Annotated in this window: 10 protein-coding genes and 1 pseudogene; 1 reads left to right on the plus strand and 10 read right to left on the minus strand. The window is 63.1% G+C overall.

Annotation, left to right across the window (positions count from 1 at the left end; all coding sequences use genetic code 11):
• Window positions 1-13 precede the first annotated feature (13 nt).
• Window positions 14-475: pseudogene (locus BN1724_RS08800) on the plus strand (mycothiol transferase); the annotation flags it as partial.
• A 167-nt stretch (window positions 476-642) separates the two neighbouring features.
• On the opposite strand, the gene BN1724_RS08805 reads toward BN1724_RS08800, so the two are convergent.
• The 10 genes from BN1724_RS08805 to BN1724_RS08850 all read right to left on the minus strand — a co-directional run bounded on the left by BN1724_RS08805 (window position 643) and on the right by BN1724_RS08850 (window position 23,396).
• On the minus strand, window positions 643-2,229 hold the full coding sequence (locus tag BN1724_RS08805; protein WP_058235052.1) for an ABC transporter ATP-binding protein: 1,587 nt from the start codon (window positions 2,227-2,229) through the stop codon (window positions 643-645).
• Window positions 2,226-2,906: an energy-coupling factor transporter transmembrane component T gene (locus BN1724_RS08810; protein WP_058235053.1), complete on the minus strand. Its 681-nt coding sequence runs from the start codon at window positions 2,904-2,906 to the stop codon at window positions 2,226-2,228. The genes BN1724_RS08805 and BN1724_RS08810 overlap by 4 nt, the downstream gene beginning before the upstream one ends.
• Window positions 2,907-3,485 (minus strand): MptD family putative ECF transporter S component, encoded by a 579-nt coding sequence (locus tag BN1724_RS08815; RefSeq protein ID WP_058235054.1) that lies wholly within the window; start codon window positions 3,483-3,485, stop codon window positions 2,907-2,909.
• Window positions 3,486-3,591: 106 nt separating this feature from the next.
• Window positions 3,592-5,319, minus strand: a complete 1,728-nt coding sequence (locus BN1724_RS08820; RefSeq protein ID WP_058235055.1) for an ABC transporter ATP-binding protein — start codon at window positions 5,317-5,319, stop codon at window positions 3,592-3,594.
• A complete protein-coding gene (locus tag BN1724_RS08825; protein ID WP_058235056.1) occupies window positions 5,316-7,058 on the minus strand; it encodes an ABC transporter ATP-binding protein in 1,743 nt (580 codons plus the stop codon). The genes BN1724_RS08820 and BN1724_RS08825 overlap by 4 nt, the downstream gene beginning before the upstream one ends.
• The gene (locus BN1724_RS08830; protein WP_084252917.1) at window positions 7,036-7,848 is read right to left on the minus strand and encodes a thioesterase II family protein; all 813 of its coding nucleotides are present in this window, start codon (window positions 7,846-7,848) and stop codon (window positions 7,036-7,038) included. Before BN1724_RS08830 ends, BN1724_RS08825 begins: the two co-directional genes overlap by 23 nt.
• Complete coding sequence (locus BN1724_RS08835) at window positions 7,845-8,972, minus strand: Gfo/Idh/MocA family oxidoreductase (RefSeq protein WP_058235058.1); 1,128 nt, start codon at window positions 8,970-8,972, stop codon at window positions 7,845-7,847. The genes BN1724_RS08830 and BN1724_RS08835 overlap by 4 nt, the downstream gene beginning before the upstream one ends.
• Entirely contained in the window at window positions 8,969-10,138 is a 1,170-nt protein-coding gene (locus BN1724_RS08840; RefSeq protein WP_084252918.1) for an NAD(P)H-binding protein, read from the minus strand. The genes BN1724_RS08835 and BN1724_RS08840 overlap by 4 nt, the downstream gene beginning before the upstream one ends.
• The gene (locus BN1724_RS08845; protein WP_058235060.1) at window positions 10,135-15,696 is read right to left on the minus strand and encodes a non-ribosomal peptide synthetase; all 5,562 of its coding nucleotides are present in this window, start codon (window positions 15,694-15,696) and stop codon (window positions 10,135-10,137) included. Before BN1724_RS08845 ends, BN1724_RS08840 begins: the two co-directional genes overlap by 4 nt.
• On the minus strand, window positions 15,693-23,396 hold the full coding sequence (locus BN1724_RS08850) for a non-ribosomal peptide synthetase (protein ID WP_058235061.1): 7,704 nt from the start codon (window positions 23,394-23,396) through the stop codon (window positions 15,693-15,695). Before BN1724_RS08850 ends, BN1724_RS08845 begins: the two co-directional genes overlap by 4 nt.
• Window positions 23,397-23,673: the final 277 nt, after the last annotated feature.

Here is a 23,673-nt window from a genome sequence, read left to right on the forward strand (position 1 = left end):
CTACGGACTCAATGACGACCAGGCCCGTCAAACCCCCGTGCGCAGCGCTCTGAGCATCAGCGGGATCATCAAGCACATCATCTTCTGCATGAAGAAAGCGCTCTCCGAGGCCGGCCATCACCAACATGACCAGCCTTATGAGGCATTCGTTGCCAGTTTCTCACCGACCCAAGATGAAACGATCAACGCCCTCCTCGCCACTTTTGACGATGTCCGTGACCAATACATGTCCAGGTGCCGCCAGCGAGACCTCGAAGAGGAGATACCCGTGGGCCCGATGCCGTGGTACGGCATGGACGAGGTACGATCGGCGAAACTCCGTTACCTGTACGTCCACTACGTGGAGGAGTTCGCCCGGCACGCGGGCCACGCCGACATCATCCGTGAGCAGATCGATGGCACTCAAACGCTGGAACTGCTATTCGCGGCCAAGGGATGGCCAGCCAACGAGTTCGTCACCCCGTGGACTGCCTGAGCTCAAGTCGGGCGTAGGCCTCCTGGCCGGGCGTGGATCGCGTGACCTGGGGCGGTCGGATGACCTCGGGCGGATCGGGTGACCTGGGATGAATCGCCTGATCTGACCTGTGCGATCCCACGAGATGGGGCAGGCATGCGGTAGCGATGGCACCGCCGTGCCCACCATCACCCGCCTATCCCGATCACAACGTCACCACACTCAGCGGCCAGTTCATGATCGTGGGTGACCACCACGACCACCCGACCATCGTCGGCAAGACGTCGCAGCAGTCCGGAAATGGCTAGCATGCCGTCGTGGTCCAACCCCGACGTCGGTTCATCAAATAACACCAGATCCGCGTCGGCGGCCACGGCGGTTGCTACCGCCACCCGCTGCCGTTGCCCACCCGACAGTGCCATCGGATGGCGCTCGCCAAGACCGGATAGGCCCAAGTCATCCAAGATGGCGTCCGCGTCGATGCTTTGACCGCGACCTGCCTTGGCCCCGGATTTCAGTTCCCCGTGAACGGTGTCGGAAAACAGCTGGCGGTTGACGTCCTGCATCACGACGTAACTGCGTCTAAGCAGGGTGCGCCGGTCAAGTGGTCGACCATCGAGACGGATATTGCCCTGGGTGGGGCGAGCCAAACCCGAGAGCAGCCGTACCAGTGTGGATTTCCCGGCACCGTTGCGGCCGGTCAGGACGCTAACCCGGCCGCGCGGCAGGTGAAGGTGATCGATCTCGACGGCGGGGGGAAGGCTGCGGCGATATCGGAACGACAGGTTATCAATCGTGATCCCTTCAGGGTCATCCCCGTGCGATGTTTCAACCGGGTTTACCTTCTGATCCCCGTCCGCCTTGTCAACCGGATCCGCCTTGTCAACCGGATCCGCCTTGTCAACCGGATCCGCCTTGTCAACCGGATCCGCGTTTCTAACCGGGTTCACGGCAGCATGCGGAGATGCTGCCTGAACTGAACCCGCGGGGGCGTCCGGTACCGAGACGTCCCCCAACTCCCAAACAGTGTCGCCAAGGCGCCGCAGCCCAAGTTGCCGACGCCGTTGATCATCCATGGCAAAAAACTCCGCAGCCGCGAGTTCAAGGACCATGCGCCCACGATCCAGGACCACCACCCGGTCCACCACGTCCCGAAGGAACGAGACCCGATGCTCCGTGATCACAACGGTTTCGCCCTCGGATCGCAGCCGAGTCAGCAGGTCTCGCACGGCCGCAACGCCTATATCGTCGAGGTTCGAGGTGGGTTCATCGAAGACGTAGAACTGAGGATGATTGACCGCGGCGGCAGCGATGGCGATCTGCTGTTTCTGACCGCCCGACAACTCAGCCATGCGCCGGTTAAGCAGGTCCGTTATCCCGAGCCGGCCCGTGACAGTGGCGATCCGTTCACGGATAACATCCGGTTCCAAACCCGCGTTCTCACTGGCAAAAGCCAACTCGGCGGTCGAATCCGCGCAGAAAAACTGAGTCCGCGGATTTTGGAACACCGTCGAGACCATACGCCCCAGCTGATGCAATTCCTGATCGGATGGGCGCAAACCCAACACCTCGACCTCGCCGGTGATCTCCGCAGAATAAAGATGCGGAACGAGCCCGTTGATCAGCCCGGTAAGAGTGGACTTACCGCATCCGCTGCGACCGGTCACCAACACCACCTCACCCGCATCAATGGTGAGGTCAAGCTCGTGCAGAGCTTCCGTCGCATTGCCGGGGTAACGCACGGTCACACCGCGAAGGCGCGCGGCCACAGTCATAGGAACACTCCAAGCCCATAGGCGGCAACCCCAATGACGAGGACCGCCAAGACGATATCCGCGAAAGAAAACCGCAGCGTCAAAATAGTGCTGCGGCGACCCGGCCCACCGAAACCGCGGCTGAGCGCCGACGCCGTCAACTCATCACCCGAACGGACCGCGGTCGCCAACAACGGAATAACCAGATACTCCGCGGTGCGCAACGGATGACAAACAACCGACAACGGACCGCCGATGAGCCCGCGCATTCGCATCGCATCCCCAATCGCTCGGGCTTCGGTCACCACTGTCGGGACGAACCGCAGCACCACTGCAATCGGCACCAGCAGAAACCGAGGGGCTCGGATCTGAGTCATCGCCGCCATGAACTCTGTCGGCCGCACCACGGTGATGAGGAACCATCCGTACGCTCCGGCTAGGCAATACCGCCACAGGTAGGTGATGCCGATTCCAAACGCTCCTGCAACGGAGCCACCGATCATCTTCAGCACTTCAGCACCACCCACCAACAACACAGTCGCGACCAACAGCCAGCCAAGCTGACGCCATAACCGATACATGATGAGCAGCAGCGCCAGCACGGCCACCGCCACCAGATCAATACGACGTGGCAAACTGGCCAACAGCAGGGCGTCGACGATGACGACGGACGCCACTAACGTGCGGACGTCGAACACTCAGGCCAGTCCGGCGCGTTCAAAGTGCTTGGACAGTGCGCGTCGACCAATCAGCCCGCCGATCATTCCGACAACCACCATCGCCACCAGCATGCCGATGATGACCGGAGTGCTAAAGAGTGAGGTAAAAGCGTTGGCCCACTCATCACCCATTTGGCGGCGATATTCGCCCAACACCTCCTCGCGCATAAAGAGCAGCGGCAGAAAAGCCCCGATGACCCAGAGACAAAATACGCCGTAGGAGACCACCGTGGCCCATGCGGCACGGAAACCCCCGCGGGCGGCAATCACATCCGCAATGAGCCCGGCCACCAGCGCGGTCAGAATACTGATCGGAGGATGTCCACCCAGGGTGACAAGGATGCCCAGCAGGAGCGCCATCAGCGTGATCAGACCGAAGTGGTGCACTCGAGTCAGGAAAAGCATGTAGGTGATTCCGTTCAGCAGAACGGCGATGATGGCACCGACTAACTGCAGCACCGGCGCGATTGCACCGATTGAGTTAAACAGTAAATAGATGACGGTGTAAACAGCGGTGAAGATGCCCAAAGAAATGAGCTCTTTCGCGGTGAATTTCATGATTCTCTTTCTCTTGTTATCGTGGTGAATCAATTACTACTGTGTGCGTCCGAAATATAAATAAGGAATATGCACCAGTGCTTTTTACGGGAGTCACGATGGTGTTCTACGACGCGACCCGCCAGCCCTGGGCCTGCTCGCGCTGACGCCAAAAGTGCGCATAGCGTCCGTTCAACGCAAGCAAATCCTCGTGACTGCCCTGCTCAACGATCCGACCCTCGTGCAAAAAAGCGATGACATCAGCACGGGCAATGGTTTCGAGCTGATGCGCAATCACCAGCACCGCCGTACGGTCGGGCAGTTCCGTCAGCGCTGTTTGCACAGCGCGAGCGGTAGTCGGATCCAAAGCCGCAGTGGCCTCATCCAGCAGCAGAATCGGGGCCCGTTTGACCAGGGCCCGAGCGATCGACACCCGTTGGCGTTCGCCCCCCGACAACCGTCGCCCACCCTCACCGACGCGGCTCGCCCAGCCATCCGGAAGACGCTCGGCAATCTCATCGACCCGAGCCAATGTGGCTGCCCGGCGAATCTGCTCCTGACCGGCATCCGGATCACCGAGTGCAATATTGGCTTCCAGCGTGTCATCAAACAGATAGACATCTTGGAACACGAGCGACAGATACTGCATCCGGTCAGCTTCGGTAAGCGCCGGCAACGGAACGCCGCCGATCCGGATCTCGCCGCTATCGACCTCATGGAACCGGGCCATTAACCGAGTGACGGTAGTTTTGCCAGACCCAGACGCTCCAACCAGAGCGGTGATGGTGCCAGGTCGCACGCTAAGATCCAGATCGCGCAACAGCGGCTCATCGCTATACCTGAAGCAGACCTTGTCCAGAACCAGGTCATGGCCATCCGGAACGCCCTGTGACGTCTCCGGTTCAGGCAGAGTCGGCAAGGACAGGATGTCGCGCACCTCGCCCACTTCAGTGCCCGCGCGATGCAAGGCGGTGCCGAGGTCAGCCAAAATCCTCAACGGGCCCGTGAACTGGGCGATCAAACCAATGATTGCCACCATCAGCACCGGATCCGCGGTCCCACCCAGCGCCCACAACACCGCCAGAGCGACCAGGATGCCGTATACGGTTTGCACCACGAAACCCTGCGCCACCATGCCAATGACCTGCGACCACAGTGCCCGTCGACCCGCTGTACGCTGCGTTTCAATGGCATCGGCCAGCGGCTTGTAATCGGTGCCCTGAAGGCCGCCGGCACGCAACGCGACCTGGTTGCGGGCAAACTCCAAAAGCCGGTTATCGGTGTCGATAGCGACATGATGCAGCGCATCCTCGGTCCGGGCAGTTCCGCGCCCCGCCCAGCGCGCCGTCAAGTAGATCACCGGCGCGGCGACGGTCAGGGCGAGCCCGAGCCGCCAATCGAACACGTACGCCACCACCGCAATCGTGGCTGGGGTGGAGATGTTGACCACGAACGGCACCAAAATGTCCATGGACGTCTGCGCCACGAACATCGTGCCGCGGACAGCAATATGAGAGACCCGGCCCGTCTGACGCGGTTCAAACCAACCCAGCGGCAGCCGAACCACATGTCGGCCCAGCCGGTCGTGCATGGTTTCAATCACCTTCATCGAGGTGATAAACCCGATCCGAGTCGAGGAGACCACCAAGATAGCGTTGAGAGCCGCCGCTACCGCTAGCACGATCAGCCAGATATAGACGCCCCGCCAATTCTGGTCGAACAGGGACACCAGCACCGGAACCATCGCTGCCAGCGCCAGCCCCTGGCTGACCCCATTTGCGATTGCGAACGCTAAAAAGCGCCGCAACTGGCTGTGAGCCGCTGGCCCGCCGATGTCGATCAGAGCCCGAATCATGCGCTCACCCCCTGGTGATCGGCCCACAGAGCGGCGTAGGTTCCGCCGCAGGCCAGCAAATTCTCGTGGGTGTCGTGCTCGAGGACCCGCCCGTTGTCCAGCACGGCGATGGCATCCAGATTGACGATGGTGGACAGCCGATGCGCGACCACCAGGACGGTGCGTCCGCGGGTCAGCTCGCCGAGGGCCTGCTGAATCTCCACCTCAGATTCCGGGTCGGTTGCGGACGTGGCTTCGTCCAACACCAGCACCGGGGTATCCATGAGCAGCGTCCGAGCTATCGCCACCCGTTGAGCCTCCCCACCAGACAAGCGCACATCCGACCCGACAATCGCGTCGTAGCCGCGAGGCAGCTCCATGATCCGGTCATGGATCTGGGCTGCGCGCGCCGCCTCAAACACTTCCTCATCGGTGGCATCGGGCCGTCCAAGCCGCAGATTATCGGCAATGCTGATCGCGGGCAGCTGCACGTCCTGAAGCACGATCCCAACAGTGCGCCGTAAAGTTTGCGAACTCATCTCCCGGACATCCACCCCACCGATCCGAATGGACCCGGCGTCAACATCCCGGAACCTAGCCACCAGACTCGCCACGGTGGACTTCCCCGACCCGGACTTACCCACCAGCGCCAACGTGCCCCCTTCGGGAACGCACAACGACACCTCCCGGAGCGCACGACGCCCCGGAACGTAGGAGAAACTGACGTTCTCGATCACGACGTCGTGTCCGGTCGGAACCTTCGGATGCTGCGGCTCGGGCAGTTGCGGCTCATCCAGCAGGGAAGTGATCCGGCTGGCCGCTTCCAAAGATTCATTGCGGGCTTGGCTAGCCGACGCCACCGTGTACAAAGTGCTGGGTAATAGGAGTGCCACGATGGTGACAACCAAAACCTCACCGGGGCCGGTCCACCCAGCGTGCACGAACCAACTGCCAACACCGAGGCTGATCAGTGCCACAACGGGCCCGGCCAACGCCAGCAACGCGATGGACTGAACTTTCATCTGCGGCCCGACCAGCTCGGAAAACTCCTCGCGAAACTCCCGCGACACCCGATGAAAACGCGCCGACCCTTCGCCACCGCGGCCAAACACCTTTAAAACGGCAACCCCGCTGACATAATCCACGATGGCGGCGCTAACCATCGCCAGACCCGCGGCGATCCGCCGCATAATCTCCCGCATATCGCCGCGCGAGAGCAGCGAATACACCGCAAGATACAACCCCATCGGCAGCAGCGAGATCAGCCCCAGACGCCAATCCACCCAGAAACAGAACAGCACCCCAGCGAGCGGAGTCAGTGCCGCCGCGACCGACTCGACCACGCTGTGCGCCACCAGATGGTGCAGGGCATCGACATCGTTTTGAACGCATTGACGAACCCGGGCCGAGCCTGCATCGTCAAACCAACCCAGGGGAACTCGCCCCAAGGTGTTCGTGAGGTCGCGACGGAGTTTCGCCTGCAACTGGACGTCTGCGAAGTGAGTGAGCAAAAGAGCGAGCGAGGACAATAACGCTTGCACCCCCACCGCCCCCAGGAACCAGGCGACTTGCGTCCACGCGGCCTCATGGTTCGCGGGATGCATGAGCAGGGCCTCGCTGAGACGCAAAATAGCGAGGTAGGGCAGGATCGACACCGCTGCGGCGCCGGTCTGCAATATCATCGCGATGATCGTGGGTGCGGCTATGGGCCGCAACAGTCTCAGCAGGGGTTTTGAATCAGGCGGGGTGTGGTTCACCATCGGCTCCTTCGAGATGGGGGGACAGATAGTCGCTGAGGACCCGGCAGCAGTGAAGCTGTGGGGCTGCATGATGAAAGTGGTCGCCCGGCACAAGCCGTACCCCATCGAAACGGACCGCATGCTCACCCCAGGCATGGGCGCCCTTCGATGTCACCTCGGGATCTGCATCGCCGTTGATCACCAGAATCCGAGGAATTTTCGGACCGGATTCGGCTGCGTCGTGAGCACGGTGGGTCTCCACCATGCGGTAATCCTCGCGGATTGTCGGCAGAAATATCTGGGTCAGCTCCGGCAGCGCGAACACTTCGGCATTGCGCTGATTCAAGCGCACCAGGTCGGCGATGAGTTCCCAGTCGGGACGCTGGTGCATAGTGCGTCGAAACGTGCGTGATCCGGGTGCGTCGTGACCAGACACGACCAATGTCGGCAAGGATCCACAAGCTGTGAGCCGACGTGCCACTTCATGTGCGACCAGCGCCCCCATGGAGTGTCCGAACAGCACCGGGTTTGTGGGTGACCCCAGATGTGACCCCAGGTGCGACTCCAGATGGGACTCCAAGTGTGAACTCAGTTCTCCGGCGATGTCCTCGGCCAGGGTCGAAAGATCGACGGGATGGGTTTCGCCGATCCGGTGATCCCGCCCCGGATAGGTCACGCCCAGCAGCTGGGCACCCTTTACGTGACCTGACCAATGCCGGAAAAACCGGGGACTGCCACCGGCGTGCGGAAATAGCACCAAAGGTCGGCCCTGGCCTAAGCATCCGGGTAATTGTTCGACGATCCGGCTCATTGGATACCCGCCAGCAAAGTCGTCCGATCGTGTGGTTGTTCAGCATGCGCTGGGGTGGCGGGCGGTAACTTCGCGCTGATGGTTTCCCACAGCCTCAGCACCGCCAGGGTGCGCTGGTCTGGGATTTTGGGTGCTGCAAGCAGGTCACGGAGGGCTCGGTGGATGGCCTTGGGCCACAGCTGGGCGAGCACCTGCCTCGCGGTCGGTTCGTGAGTTGGCGGCAAGGTGATGGCGGCAGGGACGTCCGGTGCGATGGAACATCCGTCGATCACATGCGGACGCGGAAGCCAGCGGCAGGGCCCATGCGGATGGTCCAGGTGCAGTTCACCGTCACTGTGGCTGAGCGTGTACGACATCAACGGTTGAGCTAGATTGTCCGGGTCTTTCGGGTCCAGGCGGGCACCGATCACCACATCGACGTCGATTCCCGACCAGTCCAACCGCACCAGATGCCCGTTTGTGCCGCATAGGACCTCAGGATGTCGCGGCGGCGGACCTGGACACACTTCGGCGAGCACATGCAAGGTGGAATGCAATGTTTGCCCACAGGTTCGAGCAACTATTTGATAGACCGGGGCATGCCGCTGTAGTTCCTGAGCACGGGCAATGAACCGGCGCACCGGCTCCAGATGGGTGTAAAACGGGTTGACCGCGAACCCGGTTCCTCCGTTCCGGGCGTGCCGCATCGAAGCCGTAAGATCACGGGTGTGCACGGGCAGTTCTTGCAGCACCGCAATTCCGCGGCTCAGCAGAGCAGCCGCAATGTCGTCACCGGCTCCGCCGACCAGCGAGGAACGAACCGCCACCACGGCGGCATCTACATCAGTGACCTCATCGAGAGTGCACAGAGGAACATCGCACTCATGCGCGAGTGCCTGCGAGCGCGTACCGCCTGCTCCCACCACGCAGGCCAGCTTCGCCGGGGACTCAGGGTGCTGTAAGGCCCGGGCATACTGCGCGCCAAATGTTGCACCCACGACGGCTACCCGTGGACGCTGCGGGAGTGGTTGCGCGCTCGCCAGCGTCACCTGCGCGCTTGCCGGCGCCACCTGCGCGCTTGCCGGCGCCACCTGCGCGCCGCTGATGCCTGTCCGCGCGTCCCCCGTGTCGTCCCGTGCGCTCACAGCTCACCCTCCTCAAGGGCCTCTGTTTCACCGAAGCCCGGGCCGACCCCGGCGCTGAGTTGTACCTGAGGAGTAAGGGCATCGGCCAAATATGCCCACACTGATTTGGCGTGGGGCGTATCGGGTTTCGTCTTTCCCGCATCGGATTCTGTTTTTCCCGTATCGGATTCTGTTTTTCCCGCATTGGATTTTGAATCGTCCACATCGGATGCAAGGTGAGCCCCGGGCGGAAGCTCGGGAAGCAGGGCGTACGCGGCGGCTATGGCTCCGGTGGCAGCGTACGAATCGGCACATGAGACCCGTGCCCACCCTCGGTCCTGCCCGGTGATCGCTTCGACCAAAATATGGAAATAGGGGGCTCGGCCAAATAGATCGGTGCGCGCCGCCGCGAGGGCTTCGGCAAGATCAGCATCCCCGCTCAGACACCGCCGTAGAACACGTTCGGTGACGGGACCGTCGGTGATATTGGCCCAGGAAACATCCTCCGCCCCCGCCTGCACGGCCCGCAGCTCAGCTTCTTCATCGAGGTGAATGTGGGGGGTGGCAGTGGGTGGGAATGGCGGGGGCGGTGCATCGACCCGTTCAGGTCGCACCCCGACCCGGCGTCCTCGGGCTAGACGCATTCCAGCCCGGTCCCCAATCCCAGCCGCGTGCAGATATTCCGCGACCCCGGCAGCGGTTAACGGTTGCAGCCCGCCGCACCAGCCACGCACCCGCTGTGGCCGCACCCCCAGGTGCGCAGTGGCGATAGCAACCGCCACCCCGGACAGTCCCGGCTGGACGCCTGCTCCCAGCACCGCGCTCACCCCGGCGGCAGCGGCGATGGGATCGAGTTCGGACACCAGCCGTTCCGCCCCCGGATCGACCAGGCGCACCCCGGCACTCAAGACCACTCGCCCGACCGAAGCGGAGTACCGGTGTGACGGTCCGGCGCAGCACACCACCACATCGGTTCCGGCCAGCAGATCCGTGATGACCGGCTCTGAGACCGTTCCTGCGACCAGGGCATCCAGGTCCAGCCCCGGATGGATCACCGCACCCGGGCAGGAATCCGCTACCTGGGCGGGATTGCGGCCCACCGCGATCACCTCAGCGTCCGCTGCCAGCAAATGTGCCACACAGGCGCGTCCGACCGCGCCCCGAGCACCCAATACCACTGCTCTCATTGAACCCACTCCCGAGCCAATCCGGCGACGACCGCGTCGGCGTTCGGTGCTCGAAGACAGTCGAAATGGGTGCCGTCAATATCGCGGATCTCTAACTCACCGAGGCAGAACTCCGACCAGAACTCGGTCATGTCCTCCCGTAAAGTGGGCAGAAAATGCAGGTCACCGCGTTGGCGCAGGAAACATATCCGGCCAAGGTACGGCGGTGCCTGCCAGGTGGCCACCGCAGCTAGGGACTGTTTGAAGATCTCCTTCACTGACCGGAGAGTCTCCGGCGTCCACGTGCGATGAGGATCGGTCTCAGCGAGTCTGCGTAAGCGCTCTTGAGAGTTCACGGGGGCACGGTCTATATCAGCGGCTAGACCAGGCTCGGCGAGCCGACGGATTGACCCGGCACCGACCATGGTCGGATTTTCTCGACGGGCCGCGGTCAGTGCTCGACCGAGCGCGTGCTCATCAATGTCGATTCCGGCGTCGGCGGGATTGCGATGCAGGAGCTTTGCGAGGGAATGATCCAGTAACAGGTCATCCTGGACAGCAAACGGGATGCGGTATGAACTGACCACCGTGCACCCGGAGACGTCGATACCCGCTTCGGCGAGCCGGGTGGCGACCCCAGCGGCAATCAATCCGCCCATGCAGTACCCGAACAGGTGAACCCGCTGGATTCCGAGCGCAACGAGCTCGGCGGTATAGCGGTCAGCGAGGTGATCTAACAGATCATCCGGGGCGGTTTCTAGGTAGCCGTCACCGGGAACCCGGTGCAGGCCGAGCACCCGTGGCCGCCGGTCGGCGCGCTCTAGCGAGGTGATGACATCGCGGTAGGGGCCCAGCCCGCCGGATCCATCATGGACGAGCACCAACACGTGGTCCTCGACGCCTACCGCAGGCAACAATTCTGTGACCGAGCCCGGTTGCTCCTGGTCGCGGTCGCTTTCGTGCGGTGCGCCGGTGCCAAGCGCTTGGGCACACCCGGCAATGGTGGGGTCGGCGACAATCCGTCGCAGCGCATCGTCCCAGGCCACGGCCTCAGCACCGGCAATGTCGCGGCGCATTCTGCCGATGCAGCGGGCCAGCAGCAGTGAATCTCCGCCCAGATCGAAGAAATCTGCATCGGGTGTCAGAGGGGTGACACCTAGGTCCAGCACATCGCGCCAAATGGCGGCAACCTGATGCTCGGTCGGGTCTAGTTCGACCGGCGCGCAGGCTGTTACTGCGGTGTGGGAGGGATGGTTGGCAAGCTGTGCAATCTCGGCCCGGTTGACTTTGCCGTTTCGGGTCAGCGGAATCTCATCGACCACCGCGACCATCTGCGGAACCATGTAGCGGGGGAGTTCCTGTGCAAGCTGATCGATGAGGTTCTGTGCATCAAGTGGTGCCCGGTCATCCCCGGTGGTTGCCCACATCGCATGCTGATGACCGATCCGCATTGGGTGATTCGGTGCTGCTGGGAAGCATCCGGCCAGGTGGAACGGAGAGTTGTGGAGTACGTGGTGCCATTCGTCCAAGCTGAGGAACGGACTGCCGGTCTCGACGCGCAGATCGGCGAAATCTGTCAGTCCCTCCTTGAACTCCATTGAGGTCATGAGTGCCGCATTGACCGCGGTGGAGTCGATAAATGCGAGTGCGCCGCCCGGGGCCAGGAGTGCGGCCATGCGGCGCAGAGTCTCTGGAATATCCCGGGCGTTGTGCAGCACGTTGGCCGACAAGATGACATCCACTGAACCGGGAACGATGCCGGCGGGGTCGTTGATATTGAGTAGGCCGGTTCGCAGCTGGGGCCAGCGCGCCGTGATCTCGTCGAAGAAGAATGGCGACACATCGGTGAACAGGTAGTCCACTCCCGCCAGATCCTCGCCTAGCTCTGCGGTGAGAGCCTCCAAGACCGGTGCGGTGGTGCCGCCCACCCCGGCACCGATCTCTAGGATTCGCAGTGTGCGCCCGGCTTGGTGCGCCCAGCGGACCCGCTCGGTGATTCCGGCCGCAATCACCGTGTTAATCCAGCGACTAAAGAGGTTATGTCCATATGCTGCGCGAGCCACATCGGTGTTTCCTTCGGGAAACAGCAGGGCCAGTGGATCCACAGTCCCCGTGAGTAAACCTGGTAAATCGTCCAGGCATTGACGCACATAATCGAGCTGCTGCACCCCGTACCCGATCCGCTGATCGAGTTCGTAGATCCGGTGCCAGCGACCATCCTCACCGTCGAGATCGGGATCTTTAAGAATTCGGATCAGACCGTCATCAATCGTGACCCAACCGCGCTCAACCAGCAGCGATACCCAGCGTTCGACCAGGTCCCGATGCGGTCGGGCCTCCAAAATCTCGATCAGTTCCGTCACGGTGCGGCCCTCACCGCGGGCAACGTGCGCTGTCATCCGGCGCACGGCAGAGTCCTCGACGGTCTCTGCGAGTTCAATGAGAGCATCCGCATCGACATCGCGGATCATGTCCCGGTCGGCTCGCTGCATCGCTTCGATGACCGCGTCGGTGCGCGCCGCGCTGTGGCGGGCATACTCCTCGGAGGATTCGGGTAGCACCGCGACGACCAAACTGGTGGCGCCGCTGTGAGCTACTGCCGCCACTGCCCGGGAAACTCCTTCACAGCCCGACAGCACCGATTCGATTTCACCGAGTTCAATCCGGTGACCACGGATTTTGACCTGTCCGTCCACTCGACCCAGGAACTCGATCTGGCCATCTGGCAGCAGCCGACCCGTATCGCCGGTCCGGTAACAGCGCTCGCCGTGTCCCGGATGGGTAAAGAACGCCGCGGATGTGCGTTCTGGATCGCCAAGGTAACCCTGGGCAACCCCGTCGCCACCGATCACCAGCTGGCCGATCTGCCCCACCCCGGCGGGTTCATCTTCGGCATTCATCACCCAGATGCCTTGATCATCCAGCGCCGTGCCGTACGGGATTGACCGGGCGGTATCCGGTAAGGGCCGGGTGACTTCATGGAATACCGACCAGATCGCTGCTTCGGTCGCCCCTCCCAGAGAGAAAAATCGTGCCGACGGGGCGTATCGCCAGAGCTCAGCGGGCTGGGTGACCGGCACCCAGTCGCCCGAGACTAAAGCTGCTCGCAACGGAAGCATCGAGCCGGTGGCCTCACCCGCCAGATGGTCCAGCAGCAGTTGTAGCTGGGCGGGAACCGAGTTCCACACCGTCACCCGGTGGTCACTGACCGCTGCAGCCCAGGTTTGTGGGTCAGCTGTGGTGCCACTGGATGGGATCACCACGCGACCGCCAGCCCCCAACATCCCGAATGCGTTGAACACTGATAGGTCGAAACTGTGCCGCGACACCGCGAGTACGGTATCTGCGGGCCCGAGGTGTAACCGGTCGGTCACATCTGCCAGCGTGGTGCGGGCCTGCCGGTGGGTGATGACGACGCCTTTGGGTGTCCCCGTGGAACCGGAGGTGAAAATGACGTATGCCTCGGAGTCGGGATCCACCTCGATGTCGGCGAGGCCGAGAGTGGTCAATGAACTGGGCACGTTAGACAGTGCTCTGGTCGCCTCAGGCAGTCCCTCCGGGGTGCCGTTCGGCCCAGTGGCCGCGCCGCTTGGTGTCACAGCCGCCTTGTCCAAGGCATGAGCCACTTCGGTGAGCACAGCGGAATCGGCGTCAATCAGCAGGGCCGACCCTTCAGCGCGCAAGGTCTGCATGACCGCCTTGCGACGAGCGGACGGCCAATCAGGCTCGACCGGCACATAACACCCGCCAGTCATGAGAATGCCCAGTTCAACCGCAATCTGCGCGGCTCCCGGTGGGAGTGATACCGCGACCCGGGTCGTGACTTCCCGGCCCATCTGAGGCTTCAGCCAGCGCGCCACCGCCGCCGCTGCAGCAACCAGCGCGTCACGCGTTACCTCGCGATGACCGTCCACGATGGCAGGGGCGCACGGATCTTCGGCCCACCGTTGAAGGATCGGTTTGTGCAGGGTTGCGGGGGTTCTATCGAGTCGGCCCGAGCGGGGAATCGGAAGCGGCGCCTTCCGCGGTAGTGGGTCCCCGTGCGGGATACCGGAGCTGACCAGAGAATCGACGAGAGCCGTAAAGTCTGCGAACGCGTCATCTAAAACGGCACCGGAAAAACCCCCGTCTCGGCAGTCCCAGTCAAGGCTTATGCCGCCCCCACCAGGAACAGGAGAAAACTGGACATCCAGCAGCACCTGCGGGGTCTGGCTGAGCCCGAATCCTGGCCGTGGCCGCAGCACGGTCCCAGCGGTGGTGTCGCTGGCACCGATTGTGGAGGTGACCACCACCGGTGCAGAGAATCGGTCCTCACCGCGGGCTTGGGCAACCAGACGGGCCAGCTCAACCCCCGACAGTGCGCGGTGTTCGAGGGCATCGAAGATCGAATTCTGGGCGGTGGTCGCTGCCTCGGTTAATCCTGTGTTGGCCTGACCATCGACCTCAACCAGCACGGTGCTGGTGAAGTCCCCGACGATCCGGGCAACATCGGGCACGACCGGACGCCGATCAGCGACCGTCATCGCGACCAGTCCTCGGGCGGGCCCACCGTGCCGATGAAGGACCCGGCCAAGCGCAGCTACCAGCAGTGATGTAGTGGTCACGCCCTGTTCTCTGGCGATGGATTCCAACCGACGCCAGTGATCGGCGGAGAGCAGGTGGCTGCGGCGGGTGAATCGAACCGGACCGTGTGGTGCGGGCGCAGGATCGGCAGGGTGGCCGGCCTCTGGGGCGAGGGTGATCGGATCGGGCAGTTCATCCGCTCGATCTGTGGAGAATCGCTCGGTCCAAAATCGTTCTGCCCGCTCCCGCTCGACCCGGCTAGCCAAAGACGCCTCATATGCCCGCACGGTTGCCAGATAGTCCCGGAATGTGAGCGACGGTGGTTGCGGCACGTGACCGGTGAGCGCCGACTCCAGGTCGGCGAGGATCACGCTCAACCCGACATAGTCGGTCAGAAGCAGATCCACTGACAGATGCAGCACAATGTCATCGATACCGATCGTGGCGACGATGTCGATCAGTGGTTCCAGATCGGCGGGGTTGGTTCCCGACCCGGTGGCAACAGGGTGAATCCGCGTCTGCAGACGTTCTCGAACCCTCTCCCGTTCAGTTGCGGGGTGGATAACCAGCGGAACGTCGAGCTCAGGAATCACCTGCTGCCAGCCCTCCGCGTGCACAATGGCCCGCAGCATGGGATGACACTTCACCACGTGCTGCCATGCGGTGGTCAGCGCATCGGCAGGATCATTCCCGAGCAATGCCGGGTCGATATCGAACTCGGCATACCCATGACAGCCCACTCCGCCGTCGGAGAACGCACTGGTGCGTCCGACCAGGTAGGCGCCCTGAACATCGGTGAGAGGGAACGGCTCGTAGGTGTTGTCTCGATCCCGTATGACCGGGTTACGGCTGCGCTCACGCACCATGTGCATGATCTCGGTCCGAGACTGCTTGATCTTCTCTTTTAGGTCCGCGGTGAGAGCCCCGTGGGGTGCCCGGAAGCGCAGCGTATCGTTCTCCAGCCACAGTTCAACACCGATGGTGTCGAGATGGTCGAGTAAAGCGGTCGGGGTCACAGGGTTCCTTCCTCAACATCGGAGGCTGCGAGTGGTGCGGGTTGTGGGGTTGGGGAGGGGCTGATGATCGGACTGTTCGTGTGGCTAGTCCCATGACTGGATTCGCTACCGTGGCTGGATTCGGCGCCACGGTTGGGCCCGGTCCTGGGGCTTGTGTCTGAATTGCGGCTCGGGTCTGTAGTGCGGCTTGGGTCTGTAGTAGGGCCCGCGTTGGGAAGGGCGCTGACGACACCGACAAACTGGTCCAGGTTGGGGTTGACCAGTAACATCCGCAGGTCGATGCCGGGGTGAACCCGTTCGCGCAATAAACGCACACAGCGGGTAGCGCGCAGGGAATCGCCTCCAGCGGTAAAGAAGTTCAACGCCGCGGCATCAACGGCCGTGAGGGTAGACAGCCCCAGGACCTCCGCCCAGATGCTAGCGATCCGGTCGAATAGGGGATCGGGGTATCGTCCCTCCTGACCGACGGTGTCGGCGCGGTTACCGGGAACCTGGGAGCGGCCATCGGCCGCCTCCGCCAGACGGGCCGCCATGTGATCCAGATGATGCTGAACATCGGCGGTATCAAGCAGCTCACTGATGTGATCCGCGCTGATATGCAGGCCGCGTTGATCGGCGGATACCTGCACGTCGAGCAGAGTTTGTGGGGTCTGCGAGGACGCGTACACCATTGGTCCGAAACCGAAATCGTTGAGGTTTTGATCCTCAGCAACCAGCCCTAAACCACAGGTGAACACCACCGGGAACATGGCCGCCACCGGGTCACCGGTGTTCTGGAGGATGCGCCGCTGGACCCACAGGGTGCCGGTGGTGTTGTGATCAGCAGCTTCGGCCAGATCGGTCTGGATCGCGGTGGCAAGCCCCCACAAGTCCTCCTGGTGGCAGTGACGGCACCCGATCGGGATCAGGGAGGTGAAATCACCCAGAACCTTTTCAATACCGGGCTGTGACGGGTCGCGGTCGAATCGCGTCACATTGACGGTGAGATCAGATGCTCCGGACCACTGAGCTAATTCCGCGGCATAGGACGCCAGAACCACGGCGGCTGGGGTTAATCCATGCCGGGCGGCTGATGTTTTAATGCGTTGCCACGTCGACGCGTCGAGTTCGGCGCTTACGCGGGTGAAATGCGGATGCTCCACGCCAGCTAACGATTCGCGGGGCGCTAGAGTCGGGGCCGCTGGCAGGGTTTCGGCGACGCTATCCCAGTAGCGTCGGTCAGTCTCAACCCGGGTTTGGTCAGGATCTCGATCTGGCAGATCGCCGGTGAGCCACGGGTGTGCGGCGATGTGGGAGGCGAACGACGGCGCATCGGGGTTAGGGGCTGACTGCGTGGGAGCAGGTTCTCGGGTTGTGGGTAGCGCACAGGATGGCTCGGGCGCTGAGGCATCGGCAGTGGTCCCGACATAGCCCCGACCGATGTCGCCCAGAACCAGCAGCATGGAGGCACCGTCGAGCACGGCATTGTCCATACCGATACCGATGGTGGCCGCCGTGTTACCCGCGGTGTCAGACGTGTTACCCGCGGTCTCAGACGTATTACCCGTGGTGGCCGTCGCATTACCCGTGGTGGTCCCGCCCGTGATAGCTGCGCCGTTACCGATGGCGGCTGTGTCGTCGTGCTCGCGGCGCCAGCGGATCATTAATGCGGAGCGCTCGGAAAGGTCAACGACCTCGGTTTCGGTAGCTGCACGCGGATCCGGGTGTTCAACCACCACCGGAGGGACCGTATCGACAATGTGAGCGTCGCCCCGCAGCAGGGTGCGCAGCCCCGGATGTCGGGCAACCACTGTGGCCACCGCATCAGTGAATCGCTGTGCGTCGAAGTTCGGGCAATGAAACTCGAAGTAGCAGTGGGCTGATACTCCGCCCAGCAATTGCTGCGGTTCTCGCCCCGTCAGGTATGCCCGCTGCACCTCGGTTAGCGGATGTCGGACCAGGGCCTTGTCAGGGGAAAGCCCTTCTTTGGTGGGAGGTTCCGAACCGGCGCGAGGTTCTAAATCGGTATCGGTTCGCTGAGACAACAGTTCGGCCAGGTCTCCGAGCTGCGGATGGTTAAACAGCTCCACCAGGCGCAGAGCGAGCCCGGCGCCGCGCAGATCGGCCAGCACCCGAGTGGCGATTAGTGAGTCCCCGCCGAGGGCGAAGAAGTCGGCCTCATCGCTGAGGGCGCTGGTTTCGGGTTTGACGTTGAGGTGCCGCCGCCAGATTGTGCCCAGCAGCTCTCGGATGTGTTCGCGGGTAGGGGCTGCTGGGGTGGATGGGGCGAAGGGCTGAGTTGGGGTTACCGACGGGGCCGAGGGTGCTGCCTGGGTCGTCAAAGCCGCCGAGGTCACCGCTGTTGCCGGCTTCGCCGAGTCCGCCGCCAGGGTCGATGTCACGGCACGCTGGTTGGCGTGAGCGTGCAGGATCAGCAAACCGGGGTCTGAGGCATCCACCGACACGGGGCGCCATCCGGCCTCTTCTACCTGTTGCCACCAGTGCGGCAGCGGGCGCAACGGTCCGTCCTCGTCGAGAATTTCCGGGTCAAGCAGCGCCGCAGAGAGCAGCGAGGCCACACTCACGGTGGGAATCTCGGCTATCCAGCACCGGGTAGCTGTGATCCGGTTTAGTTCTGTCACCAGCCGGGGGTCGCGGTGCAGCGAAGCACAGGCGACGACCAGATCGGCGCGCTCACGCGGTGCGCTGTGTCGGGCGGGAATGCCCCTGTCGAGCGCAAGGTCGCGCAGCAGGGTGTCGGTTTCGACGCAGGTCCACCTCAATGTGGCGGCCCGGTCGGGATCGACTGCGCGGAGGGCAGACAGGGCGGCCTCGCGCACCAGTCCGGTTCCGCAACCGAGCTCAATCACGTCGGCATGGTGTGGTAATTCGCGCAGCGTGCGGACCAGATCGCGGCGTGCCGCCTCAAAACCAGCGGAGGACAGCAGCAGTGCCTGGGGAGATAACTCGGGATGCTCTAGCAGTGCGGTGGCCCGAACGCGGCCGGTGAGGCAGTCGGCGAGCAGCTGGGCATATTCCTGCGGCACCTCAACTGGTTCAGCGCGGCGATGGTGCGCTCGCCAGGCGTTGGCAACCGGTTCCAGTCCCGGACGCACGTCGGCGTCGTTGACTAGGGCGCGCGCGTTCATCAGCAGCGATTCCTGCCATGCCAATGAGCGAGGACGGGTGGCGGTGGAACTCGACACGGGCATCGGGGGAGACGCTGCGCGGAGGCCCGCAGAGGGTTTTGCGGTGCTATGCGGGGTGGTCTCTAGCGTGGACGGGGTTGCGGGCCGGCTCAGGTTGAGCGTTACATCTGAATCAAGGTCAAGCGTGTCCGCCACAGAGGTGAGGATCTGATCAGTGAGGTCCGTGCTCAGCACACCGTCGGGGTGGTCGAGACGGATTTCTATCCCGTCGCCCTGATGCGCAACCTGGCAATCGATGAGCACCCCTGGGGTTCCGGTCACCGACCACACTGGCCGCAGCATGCCGTCAGCGAGAGCACGTGCGGAGGCCACCCCGATGGTGCTGGTAAATACCACCGGATATGCGGCTCGGCCAGCACGGATGATTTCTCGACTGGTCGGCGCTTTGCCGCTGGCTGCGTGACCGAGAGCGGTGTGGACGTGGTGAATGTCGATATCCGGGCCTGCGGTACACAGCGCAAGTTCCGTAAAGTTACCGAGGATTTCCGTGTTTGTTCCCTCGGGGCGGCGCGAGACCGGCACCGTGATTCCCATTCGGGCTTGTCCGGTGAGCTGTCCGAGGGCGTTGGCGAACGCGTGCAGCAGCAGCGCTGATTCGGTGACGCCGAGCCGTTGAGCCTGGGCAGCGAGCTTCGTGACGCTTTGAGCCGTCAGCAGTAGTGATCGGCTGGCCGGTCGGACCGGACGGTTCTCGCAGCGGCGGTGGGGAAGGGCGGGGGCTGGTGGCAGGTCGCCTGCATCGGGTGCAGCGTCGAGTGCAGCCCAGCCTTCTTTGTTTTCCGCCGCACGGGTGTAGGCCCGGAACGCATCCAAGGTGGGATCTACCGGCAGGCGTCGGGGTGTTTCGGCGATGTCATCGAGCAGGCAGGTGAGCACGGTGGCCAGTGAGCGGGCATCCATGGGCAGGTAGCTGAAGCGCACTCCCACTCGGTCCGGGGAGCCGTCGGTCAGCAGTTCCATGACCGGCGATTGCTCGAGCTCTAGGTGCGGATCTCGCAGCGATTCGATCAGATTCTTGACTCGGCGAAGGGGAACGTGAACTGGGCCGGTGACGTCCTGCTCGGCATCGTCTACGCGGCGGCACCTCAGCACGTCGAGCCCGTTGACGAGCGCATGTGCCGCTGCGGATAACTGTGAGAGGTCAAGTGCGGACCCGTCCCGAGTCGCGAGCACGGTGGCGAATAACGGGGGTGTGCGGACAACTCCCACCATGCCGTCGGCGCCCAGGGCATATGCCCGTTGCAGGGCGGTGAGTGGGAACGGGCCGTGGTCTGGTTCCCATTCCGCTGTCTGGTCAGCAGTTGCCGATGGGCCAGCAGTTGCCGATGGGTTAGCCGCCGGCAATGGGTGAGCAGTCTGCGACGGATCGGCAGCCGGCGATGGGCCAGCAGTTGCCCACGGATTAGCAGGCTCAATGGGTCCAGCAGACCCAATGGGGTCGGCGGTCTCAGTGGGCTTAGCGCCGGATCGGGATGCGCGGCACAGTCGGTCCAGATCTCGCAGCTTGGGCTCTGCGAACAATTCCGCGACGGTTACGGCATATCCGAGTCGACGCAATCGTGAGCACAGTTCCGTTGCCAGCAGTGAATCACCGCCGGCGGAGAAGAAATTCTGGTCTGGATCTGGGTGCTCGATTCCGAGCACTGCGGCCCATTCAGCGGCGACAGGTCCGTCGACGCGACCGCGTGTATCCGAGTGGCTAGCGTCCAGTAAATCCTCTGCCCACCGACGGTCAGTTTTGCCGTTGCTGGTGAGTTTTAGCTGGTCGGCATGGGCGAACACCGCGGGGACCATATATCCGGGCAGTCGGGAGCTGAGTGCGGCGGTGAGTTCAGTATCGGAGGGACTATCGCCGACCAGGACTGCGCCGAGGGCGGACCGGTTGCGGATCGGAACCACCACGGCGTCGTGCACACCGGGCAGTTGCCGCAGCGCATGCTCGACCTCTCCGCATTCGATGCGATGCCCGCGCACTTTGACCTGGGTATCGCTGCGTCCGAGGAAGACCAGGATCGCGCCGGGCAGCCACATCCCCAGGTCCCCGGTGCGGTACCAACGTTCTCCGTCGGCCTCAAGAAATCGGTCAGAGGTGAGGTCCGGGTTACCGCGGTAACCTGCGGCAACTCCTGCCCCGCCGATCCATAGCTCACCGGCGACGCGGTCAGGACAGTCGCGGCCTTTCGCATCGGCCACTTTGTAACGCTGACCGGACAGCGGCACCCCGTAGGGGATCGACGACCAGGCGGGGTCGAGATCGGCGGGCGAGGTGATCACGAATTCGTTGGACCAGATCGCTGCTTCAGTGGCTCCGCCCATTGCTACCAGCGTTGCCTCGGGGGCAGTTTTGGCGAGGCGGCCCGGTAGGCCCAGGTCGATCCAATCCCCCGAACACAGCACACGACGCAACCCCAATGGGTGCTCAGCGGCCACGCATAGCATTTCGGCCAGGTTTGGTACCGAGTTCCAGATGGTGACCTGGTGAGCGCGAATCAGTTCAGCCCAGCGAAATGCGTCGCGGCGCGAATCTTCCGAAATCAGGACCACTGCGCCGCCGACGAAGAGCGGACCGAAAATGTCGTACACACTCAGGTCGAAGTCCAAGGCGGAGACGGCCAGGCTGCGGTCGGTCGGCCCGACGTGGTTGCGCGCGTTCACATCGGCGATGGTGTTGGAGGCACTGCGGTGGCGGATCTCAACACCCTTGGGTTCACCGGTGGAACCGGACGTGTAGATGATGTATGCCAGCTGGCCATCGGGTACATCGACGGGTTGGGCGAGCTCTTTGCTGCCTGATTGAGCGAGCTCGGTGCTGCCTGGTGTGGTCAGCCCCTTACCGTCGGGCTGGGTGAGAAATTCGGCGTCGATGAGAAGGGTCATGTCCGAGGCGGTGCGGATGCGTTCTACGCGGTCCTCGGGTTGGTCAACCCCTAGCGGAAGGTAGCAGCAGCCCGCGTAGAGCACGGCGAGCACCGCTATCACCTGGTCGGGGCCTTTGGGTAGCCGCACACCCACGACGGAACCCGGGTTGGTTTTGTCGGCAATCCGGGCCGCTAGCTGTTTCACGGCGGTGAGCAGCTGGCGGTAGGTCATGGATCCGTGCGGGTGGTCGGGGTGATCGCCAGGGTCCCACAGCAGCGCGGGGGCATCCGGGGTGCGCTGTGCCGCGTCCAGGAAAGGCGCGTGCAAAAGTCCGGCGGCGACGGGAGGTGTCGAGTTGACTCGGTGGCGTTCAGCGAGGGTTTGCGGCGGCAGGGTGATGAGATGGTCGAGGTCTAGCGCGGCATCGTGTGGATCTGCGGTAGCGAGGGTGTCTAGAGCGGAGCTGAACGTCGCAAACAGCTGTGTAGCGACATCGTGGTGGAGGGTCCCGCGCCTGATGTCGAATGAGATAGTGATGCCAGCCTGCGAAAACCGGATGATCTGGCAGTCGAGGATGACCTGGGGTGTGGAGGAACGAACGCAGCGGAACTCGCCCAGGATGGAGACCACGTCCGGAGGAAATAGCGGGGTGGTGGGCGCATAGGTGAACACGTAGGGCGATAGGCCGCGATGGCCCTCGGTGGCTAGGGCGTGTCGGAGCTCATCGGAGGCGTCCACGCCGCGCACCAGGCGGTGCCGCAGTTCGTGGCCTGCTCCGGTGGCTAAAGTGGCTAGGTTCTCGGCGGGTATGGATCGGTACGCGAAGGTCCGGGTGCGGTCGGCGACGTGGTCTTCGCTGCCGCGGGTATCTACCCCGGTGACCGTGAGGATGAACTCCGGCACCGATGACCATCGGCGCACGCATTCCTCGAAGGTGGCGAGCACGAGGGCGGTGGGGGCGACTCGGAGTTTGCGCGCGTAATCGCTGATTTTCTGCCACTGTTCGAGTGGCATGAGGCGTTCTAGTCGGTCAGTAGCCGGTGGTGTGCTCGGCTGGGCGCCTGGTAGTTCCGGGGCGGGCAGAAGAGCGTTGCGGCGTGGATCGGGCGCGTGGGTGTCTGGTCGCTTGCCCCGTTGGCGCAGACTGCTGCTGAGGTCGGCAAAGGTGTATCGGGGGGCCGTGGAATCGGGTTTCTTAAGGCCTTCGGCGAGGTCTGCGGCCATGCGGCCGAGGCCGGCGAGATCGGTGACGATGAGGGAGGCCAGTAGATGAATGGTGGTGGTTCCGTCGGGCAGGAGCGATGCCTGAACGGTCCAGGTTCGCCCGGCTGCGAGGTCGACAGGGAAGTGCATGAGGCGGTTGCGGATGTGTTCCACGGCGGCGTCGGGATCTGCGTGGGCTCGCAGGTCATGTACCTGCAGGGGGAGTGTCTGCGGTTCTTGATCCACAAGGTGGGTGGGGTCGGGTATGGTTGCCCGCAGTGACGGGTGGCGGTGTAAGCGTTGCAGAGCCACCTCTAGTGCTTCGGGTGCGATGTGGTTGCCGCCGAACTCGATATAGCCCAGACAGTGTTGACCGCCTAGGGGTTGATTGGGGTCGGCACCGACCGCGTACGCCGTTTGGATGGGGCTGGCTGCAAACACGCCACTCATATGTCTCCGCACATCACTTCTAGATGGTTAGCTAAGGCTAACCTAACTAACGGTAGTCCCTGGGGTGACACCTCCCCCAAAAAAGTGGCAGTAGCCAGGCCTCATGTGCGACCGATTGGCGTTCTGCCACCCCCATTGGCAGGCGGTCACGATTGGTAACCGCGCCCACACCGTACCGTTACTGAGAATCGTTTGCAACAATGTGAATTGACTGGGAGTGGCCCGGTATTGCGGTGGGAACGGGTGGCGGCAAGGGTGGGAGTAGCGGCAGCGGTTG

The organism is Devriesea agamarum (assembly GCF_900070355.1).
In the GTDB taxonomy this organism is placed as follows: Bacteria; Actinomycetota; Actinomycetes; order Actinomycetales; family Dermabacteraceae; genus Devriesea; species Devriesea agamarum.

Excerpts from the sequence above, each read along its gene's own strand:
- BN1724_RS08850 (WP_058235061.1), bottom strand. The coding sequence starts at position 23,396 with ATGAGTGGCGTGTTTGCAGCCAGCCCCATCCAAACGGCGTACGCGGTC.
- BN1724_RS08815 (WP_058235054.1), bottom strand. The coding sequence starts at position 3,485 with ATGAAATTCACCGCGAAAGAGCTCATTTCTTTGGGCATCTTCACCGCT.
- BN1724_RS08805 (WP_058235052.1), bottom strand. The coding sequence starts at position 2,229 with ATGACTGTGGCCGCGCGCCTTCGCGGTGTGACCGTGCGTTACCCCGGC.
- BN1724_RS08825 (WP_058235056.1), bottom strand. The coding sequence starts at position 7,058 with ATGGTGAACCACACCCCGCCTGATTCAAAACCCCTGCTGAGACTGTTG.
- BN1724_RS08820 (WP_058235055.1), bottom strand. The coding sequence starts at position 5,319 with ATGATTCGGGCTCTGATCGACATCGGCGGGCCAGCGGCTCACAGCCAG.
- BN1724_RS08830 (WP_084252917.1), bottom strand. The coding sequence starts at position 7,848 with ATGAGCCGGATCGTCGAACAATTACCCGGATGCTTAGGCCAGGGCCGA.
- BN1724_RS08840 (WP_084252918.1), bottom strand. The coding sequence starts at position 10,138 with ATGAGAGCAGTGGTATTGGGTGCTCGGGGCGCGGTCGGACGCGCCTGT.